The organism is Rhizobium sp. SEMIA 4085 (genome assembly GCF_013004495.1).
GTDB classification, from domain to species: domain Bacteria; phylum Pseudomonadota; class Alphaproteobacteria; order Rhizobiales; family Rhizobiaceae; genus Rhizobium; species Rhizobium gallicum.
The window spans coordinates 1-6915 of record NZ_JABEPH010000328.1; the positions used below are offsets into that span (position 1 = coordinate 1).

Below are 6915 nucleotides of genomic sequence, written 5' to 3' on the forward strand. Positions count from 1 at the left end.
GGCCGGAACCGTGAGCGCCTCTATGCCCTTGGCCGATGAGGTGTCTTCGGCGCTTGCTGCAAAGCTCGCCGCGGCGGGCTTGAGCAATCTTCAGGTCAAGGCGGACGGGACGCGGTTTGCCGTTTCCGGTGCGCTCGACGAGGATGCGCGCAAGTCGTGGAGCGATGTCCAGACCTGGTTCGACCGGTCCTACGGCACCAACTACGTCTTGACGAGCATGGTCGGTGAGGCAGCGGCCAAAACGTCGCCTAAATTCAATCTCCAGGCCATTTGGTTCGGCGAAACGCCTTATGCGATCGGTGCCGACGGGGCCCGCCTCTACAAGGGTGCCGCGCTCGAGGACGGCTGGTACATAAAGGACATTCGCGACGGAAGCCTGAAGGTGGGGCGGCAAAGCGAAGAATTCGTTCTTCGCTTCTGACTGCGCGACGAGAGGAACAGCAAGATGAGTTTGGAGGTCCGCCGACACGACAATCGCCGCGCCCAGTCAAGCGCGGTTTCCGTGCGACCGGACGCGGCCGTGGAAGCACAGCATCTGGCCTTCGACGCCAGGGTCGTGCAATCGGTTCGCCAGGCCAGGCAGAAGGCCGAGGCGCGTGGCGCGCGCGCCAGCTCGGCTGCGGAGAGGGCGAGGCTCTCGAATGCTTCCCTGTTCGACCTGTCGCGGTCTCAGGAGATCCTAGCCTATATCGTCGAGGAAGTGTTGCCCGGCCTCGATCTCGACGAGGATGTCGCCAAGCTTACGGCGTCCATGCTGAAGGACGAAATCGAAAGCCGACGCGATCTTCAACACCGTCTCATGCAGGCGCAAAGCAGTTGACGCAGCAACGCGCGGACAGCCTCGAATTTCTTCATGCGCTCGGCCTGCTCTACTGTCGCGCCGGACACCTTGAGCGAGGCCTCGTCTTCCTGCTTCTCGCAGCACGAATGGCACCGGAAAACGTCTCGATCTTGCATTCGCTGGCCGATGCTTTCGTCGAAACCGACGCTGGAACGCGTGCGATCGCCTCTATCGATCGTATCGGAGAAATCTCAAAGGAGACCGATCCGGATCTTGCCCGCCTGAGGAGCAGGGCGCATTGGCTGCGCGGACAGGAAGACCAGGCTCGCGACGCCTTCAAGGCCTATCTTCAGGCGAGGGCGGCGAAATGAGCGCAATCGCCACTGTCAACCAGTTCGCCAGGGCCGCCTCCCGCCGGTCGGATATCGTCGTCGCGGCACTGGTGATACTCGCGATCACGATGATGGTCATTCCGATGCCGACCTTTCTGGTCGACGCGCTGATCGGATTTAACTTCTTCTACAGCCTGCTTATCCTTGTCGGCGCGCTCTATGTGTCGAGCCCAGTCCAGTTCTCGTCCCTGCCGTCGATCATTCTGCTCGGAACGCTTTTTCGCCTCGCGCTTTCGATCACGACGACCCGGCTGATCCTGACACAGGCGGACGCCGGACAGATCGTATCGGCCTTCGGAGACTTCGTTGTCGGCGGCGATGTGCTCGTCGGTCTCATCGTCTTCCTGATCATCACCATCGCTCAGTTCGTCGTCATCACCAAGGGCGCCGAGCGTGTCGCCGAGGTGGGCGCCCGATTTGCCCTCGATGCCATGCCGGGCAAGCAGATGAGCATCGACAATGACGCCCGCAGCGGCGAAATCGACCAGCAGGAGGCGCGTCGAAGGCGCGAAGAGCTGGAGCGCGAGAGCCAGTTCTACGGCGCCATGGACGGAGCCATGAAATTCGTCAAAGGAGACGCTGTCGCGGGCCTGATCATCATTACCATCAATCTCATCGGCGGGCTTACGATTGGGTCCCTGCGACGTGGCATGACCGTCGGCGACGCTGCTCATACCTATTCGCTGTTGACCGTCGGTGATGGCCTGATCTCACAGATACCCGCGCTGATGATGGCGGTGGCGGCCGGAGCGGTGGTAACGCGTGTGCCGTCCGGCCGGCGCCCGCAGGACTTGAGTTCCGAAATCCTCGGGCAACTCGGTGCAAGCGACCGCGCGCTGGCGCTGGCGGCAGCCATCCTCTTCGCCTTCGGCTTGGTTCCGGGCTTTCCGCTGATTGTCTTCTGGACGCTTGCTGCTGTAGCCGGCCTTCTTGCCCATACCGCGCGCCGGCGGCCTGCCGCCGGCGCTGCGGCAGGAACCGCATCGATCCGACGCGAAGCGTCACGGCCGGTCGCTTCCGGCAGCCCCGTCGTCGAGCATATAGCCGGCAGTTTGCCGGGCGGTCCCGGCAACCTCGCAGGGGTCGCGCACAGGATCACTGTATCGCTTGGAGAGGATCTTGCCGGGGCGCTTGCGCCGTCGGTCTTCGCCGAGCGGACGGAGGCGCCTGCGACAGCGATCCTCGACGACCTCGGTATTCGCGTCCCGGCGATCGGCCTGGTGGCGGATCCCCGGCAGGCGCCGGCTGGGTTTCGTATCGATTTCGAGGGCGTTCCGGTCGGCGAAGCCACGCTCTTGTCCGGCCACGTCATGGTGTGGGACGATACGGTCGATCTCGACATCATGTTGGTCCCCTATGTGAGGCAACCGGACCTCCTGGGGTTGAAGCTCGTCTGGGTCGAACAAGTCCATGCGGCAGCACTTGACGCTGCCGGCGTTGGCTATTGCGAGCCGGCCGATGTCGTGATGTCGCTTCTGGAGCGTGTCCTGCGCCGCTATGCGCCGGAGTTCGTCGACGCACAGGAAGTGCGCGCGCTCCTTGGCCGCCTGGAGGAGCCCTATGGCGATCTGATCCGGGAGGTTCTGGAGGCAGTTTCCGTGCAGAAGCTTGCCGAGGTCTTGCGCAGGCTGATCGAAGAAGACGTTCCGATCACCAATATGCGCATCATTCTTCAGGCGATTGCCGAGCGGGGCGCTCAAATTCAGGGTGTGCAGGCCTTGACCGACAGCGTTCGAGCAAGCCTCGGCCGGCAGATCTGCTTCCGCCTTGCTGACGACAACAGGATCGTTTCGGCCTATCTGCTGACGCGGCCGTTCGAAGACGAGGTGAGAGCGGCCATCGAAAAGAATATGGGGCCGGCGGGCGCCATTCCGGACCGGCTGGCGGCACCGATCCTGGAAGAATTGAAGAAGCGGCAGGAGAAGGCAGATCTGCGGCGCCGCACCGCCGTCCTCACGTCGATGGACGTCCGGCGGCACATCCGGAACCTTCTGACGCGCCACGACGTCAATGTGGCGGTTCTTTCCTACCAGGAGATCTCGCCGGAGTTCAGCGTCCAGTGCGTTGGCTATATCGCGCTTCCGGTCGCCGGAGCGGCGGAGCTCGAAGGCGGCCGTCCATGAATTCCCCGGGTCACATCATAGAAGACAAGGCTTTGACTTGCCCGCGCGGGGACGTCGGTGAGGGGAACGAATAGGAAATGGCATGCTGAACTTGCGAAGCCTCCGCGCGATTGCGGTAGGAGATTTACTTTCATTCGTCCTGGTGGCCACGCTTGCGCTCGGCTTTGCGCCATCTGCAAACGCGCAGGTGAAGGTCGATGCGAAAAACGGCCAGGTCCTTGAGCTTGCCGTCGGGGAGGGCCAGATCCTGCGCTTCGACGAACCGGTCGAGTCGGTCTTCCTCGCCGACACGGCGATCGCAGATGTGCGCGTCGTCTCGCCGGGCGTAGTCTATATCTATGCGACGAAGATCGGCGACACCGATCTCATTGCGCTCAGCGCCGACCAGAGCACGCGCGGTACGGTGCAGGTTCGCGTCAGCGGCAATCCGCGAGCCGCTAACCAGTCGGCGCGGGCGCTGCAGCCAACGACCAAGGTCGATATAAGCCTGTTCGGCGGACAATATGTCGGCACCGGTCAGACCCGCAATGTCGGTGAAGCGATGGACATGGAAAATGTCCTGCAGAGCTATTCGACCCCGGAAAATCCGGCGCTCAACAATACGACGATCGCCGGCACGAACCAGGTCAATATTCGCGTCCGCTTCGCCGAAGTCGCCCGCAACGAATTGACGCGCTACGGCATCGACTGGAGTGCCTTCGTCAACAGTGGATCGTTTTCCTTCGGCATCATCCGGACTGGCGGCGCCAGCAACGAGGACGACACGGGGATTGCGATCGGCGCAAGAGGCGAACACGTCAATGTCAACGTGCTGCTCGATGCGCTCCAGGCGAATGGCATATTGACGATCCTTGCCGAACCGAACATCACTGCCGTCACCGGCCAGAGCGCCAGCTTTCTCGCAGGCGGCGAGATACCGGTGCCGGTGCCGGTCGGCAACGAGCAGATCGGTATCGAATACAAGCAGTTCGGCGTCTCGCTCCAGTTTACGCCGACGCTACTGCCGAACAACCGCATCGCCCTGCAGGTGCGTCCAGAAGTGAGCAGCGTTTCGCAAGACAGCGTCGTTTCGATCGGCGGCCTGGTGGTGCCGTCGCTGCGCATTCGCCGGGCAGACACGACCGTCGAGGTCGGCAGTGGCCAGACATTTGCGATCGCCGGCCTGTTTCAACGGCAGGAATCGCAGACGCTGAACAAAACACCGGTCGTCGGCGACGTCCCGATCCTTGGCGAACTGTTCAAGTCGAAGCGGTTTCAGCGCAATGAAACGGAACTCGTCATCCTGATTACCCCTTACCTCGTGTCGCCGACCTCCGAACGCAAGATGAAAACGCCGCTCGATAGTCCTGCAGGCGCCATTACGGCGCCGCGCAAGAAGGCGAAGCCCGCGGTCAACAACAACGGATACGGTTTCTATGTCGAGTGATCGTTTGTCGGGTGATGGTGTGGCGAAGGCCCGCGTGGTGCTGGCCGCGGGGCTGCTGTTTGCCCTTGCGGGCTGTAGCGGTTCCCATCCGCAACCCTACTCTCCCAACTACAGCTATGTTTCGACGCACGGCGTGCCGGCGAAAGGCGGGCTCGTTCGCAAGGGTTACGATAAGGAGGAAAGCCGGACGCTTGTTCCGGACGCCTGCCTCACCCCCGATACCGCCGATCAGCCGCTCTACCTGCCGCCGGGCTGCGCCAACAATCTTAATCTGCAGTTCATGGCAGAGGACCAAAGACATCTTATCCAGGGCCGTGAAATGGGTCCTGCCATGGCTGCTCCGGTGGCGCGCGCCGCGAAGAACTACCTCGACGGTTACAGCGAGGAGGGCCGCAGACGCCGCAACACGGCGAACAACAATACAGGTGAAGAATGAGAGCGCGTTCCTTTCTGAAATTCGGCGCACGAAGGAACGGCGTTGCCGTGCTCCTTGCGCTTCACGCGCTTTCCTCATGCACGACGACGTCCGCCGACAAGGAGAAGGGCAAGCCTTCGAGCGAGCAGGCGAAACTGTTGAGCATCGCCCACAGCATCGAGGCCAAGGGAGAAAGCGCAACGGCACTCGCACTTTACGAGCGCGCCGCCGCGAACGCTCCTGACGACGTACCGCTACGCGTTCGGCTTGCGAATGCACGCCTGAGGGCAGGCGATGCCGAAGGGGCAGAAGAAGACTTTCGCGCCGCTCTGCAGGCGAGCCCCCAGGATCCTGAGGCGCTGCTCGGGCTCGGCACCGCCCAATTACGCAAAGGCGAGGCGGCATCGGCTGCGCGGACCCTGGCGCCGGCCGCCCAGGCGCTTAACTCCGTCATGGCCTATAACCGGCTCGGAACGGCGCTCGTCTTCAGCGGTAGTGCGGCCGCGGCGGAGGAAGCCTTTTCGAAAGCGCTTTCGTTACAGCCCGCGAACCTCGACACAACGACGAATCTTGCCCTTGCTGAAGCGCTTGCGAACGACCTGCCGCAGGCGGTAACGCATATGAGCAGCGTAGTCGCGTCGCCGCTCGCCCAAAGGCGGCATTTCGTCAACTATCTGATCGTCCTGACCATGGCCGGGGAGACGGATAAAGCGCGATCCGTCGGCGTGCCCGACATGACGGAGAAGCAGAAGAACGCGATCCTGGCGAAAGCGGCAAGGTTGCGCTCGATTTCCGATACGGCCAGGCGCGCCCAGGAAATCGGCCTGCTGGCGTCGTCCAAGGACGGCGGCGTCACATGAGCGGGACAAGCGAAGAAAAATCGCTTCCGGCTTCCGAAAAAAAGATCCTGGACGCGCGCAAGAAAGGTCAGGTGCTTCACAGCCCCGACATGGTCTCGGGGATCATGATCCTGTTCTCGACGCTCTTTCTCTTTTATGCCGCGCCTAATCTGCAAGTGAAGGTCAATCTGCTTCTGGACGAGGCGTCGCATATCTACGAACGGCCGTTCGCGGATGTCTGGTTTCGGCTGAGCACCATTGCCGTCGATGCGCTTTGGGGGGCGGTGCTGCCGATCCTCGGGATAACGATCGCAGCGATCCTTGCGACGAACGTCGCGATCACCAAGGGATTCGTCTTCTCGGCAAAGCCGATCGAGCCGGATTTCAGCCGCATCAATCCGGCAGCGGGCCTAAAGCGCCTGACCTCGCTTAAGAGCGTTGTCGAGTTCGGCAAGGCACTGTTCAAGATTCTTGCGCTTTCCGTGGCGTTTTCGGTTGTTTTCCATGCGGGCCTGAAGGCGCTGTTCCAGGCGCCTGGATGCGGTTTTGGCTGCCTGCATGCGACCTCGCTGTCGATGCTGAAAACCACCGCTTTCATCGCAATCGCGGCTTTCCTCGTCATGGGCACCTTCGATGTCTTTCTGCAACGCTGGCTGTTCATGCGCGAAATGCGGATGACCAAGTCGGAGGCCAAGCGTGAACACAAGGACACGGAAGGCGATCCGCTAATACGGCAGGAACGCCGTAAATTCGCGCGCTTGCTCGGCACGAGCAGGACCGGTCTTGCCAATGCGGTTCTGATGATCGGAGAACAATCGGCAATAGTCGGGATCCGCTATGATCGGGGCGAGACGCCTGTGCCGAGCGTCGTCTGTCGTGCCGCCGGTAAAGCTGTGGTCTCGATGAGGGAGCAAGCGAGAGATCGCGGAGTCCCAATGG

The 6915-nt window shown here is 62.0% G+C and carries 8 protein-coding genes; all 8 read left to right on the plus strand.

Translation table 11 applies throughout. The features are described 5' to 3' along the window. The coding region (locus tag C9413_RS25240) for an EscD/YscD/HrpQ family type III secretion system periplasmic domain-containing protein (protein WP_281408675.1) at positions 1–421 on the plus strand (421 nt) is incomplete at its 5' end. 24 nt (positions 422–445) lie between these two features. Continuing rightward, a complete protein-coding gene (locus C9413_RS25245) occupies positions 446–820 on the plus strand; it encodes a hypothetical protein (protein WP_040116134.1) in 375 nt (124 codons plus the stop codon). Next, positions 817–1152, plus strand: a complete 336-nt coding sequence (locus C9413_RS25250; protein WP_040116133.1) for a type III secretion protein — start codon at positions 817–819, stop codon at positions 1150–1152. The genes C9413_RS25245 and C9413_RS25250 overlap by 4 nt, the downstream gene beginning before the upstream one ends. Then, on the plus strand, positions 1149–3296 hold the full coding sequence (sctV, locus tag C9413_RS25255) for a type III secretion system export apparatus subunit SctV (RefSeq protein WP_170251055.1): 2148 nt from the start codon (positions 1149–1151) through the stop codon (positions 3294–3296). The genes C9413_RS25250 and sctV overlap by 4 nt, the downstream gene beginning before the upstream one ends. Positions 3297–3378: 82 nt before the next feature. Further along, positions 3379–4722 (plus strand): type II and III secretion system protein family protein, encoded by a 1344-nt coding sequence (locus C9413_RS25260; RefSeq protein ID WP_040116131.1) that lies wholly within the window; start codon positions 3379–3381, stop codon positions 4720–4722. Next, positions 4712–5158 (plus strand): hypothetical protein, encoded by a 447-nt coding sequence (locus C9413_RS25265; protein ID WP_040116130.1) that lies wholly within the window; start codon positions 4712–4714, stop codon positions 5156–5158. Before C9413_RS25260 ends, C9413_RS25265 begins: the two co-directional genes overlap by 11 nt. After that, positions 5155–5997 carry a tetratricopeptide repeat protein gene (locus tag C9413_RS25270; protein ID WP_040116129.1) on the plus strand — a complete coding sequence of 281 codons (843 nt, stop codon included), beginning with the start codon at positions 5155–5157 and terminating at the stop codon, positions 5995–5997. Before C9413_RS25265 ends, C9413_RS25270 begins: the two co-directional genes overlap by 4 nt. Then, positions 5994–6915, plus strand: a 922-nt coding sequence (locus C9413_RS25275) for an EscU/YscU/HrcU family type III secretion system export apparatus switch protein (protein ID WP_170251056.1), incomplete at its 3' end; no start/stop codon positions are given. The genes C9413_RS25270 and C9413_RS25275, both read left to right, overlap by 4 nt.

What these genes read in the sequence shown, in the direction of transcription:
- C9413_RS25245 (WP_040116134.1), top strand. Translation starts at nt 446, where the DNA reads ATGAGTTTGGAGGTCCGCCGACACGACAATCGCCGCGCCCAGTCAAGC.
- sctV (WP_170251055.1), top strand. Translation starts at nt 1,149, where the DNA reads ATGAGCGCAATCGCCACTGTCAACCAGTTCGCCAGGGCCGCCTCCCGC.
- C9413_RS25260 (WP_040116131.1), top strand. Translation starts at nt 3,379, where the DNA reads ATGCTGAACTTGCGAAGCCTCCGCGCGATTGCGGTAGGAGATTTACTT.
- C9413_RS25265 (WP_040116130.1), top strand. Translation starts at nt 4,712, where the DNA reads ATGTCGAGTGATCGTTTGTCGGGTGATGGTGTGGCGAAGGCCCGCGTG.
- C9413_RS25270 (WP_040116129.1), top strand. Translation starts at nt 5,155, where the DNA reads ATGAGAGCGCGTTCCTTTCTGAAATTCGGCGCACGAAGGAACGGCGTT.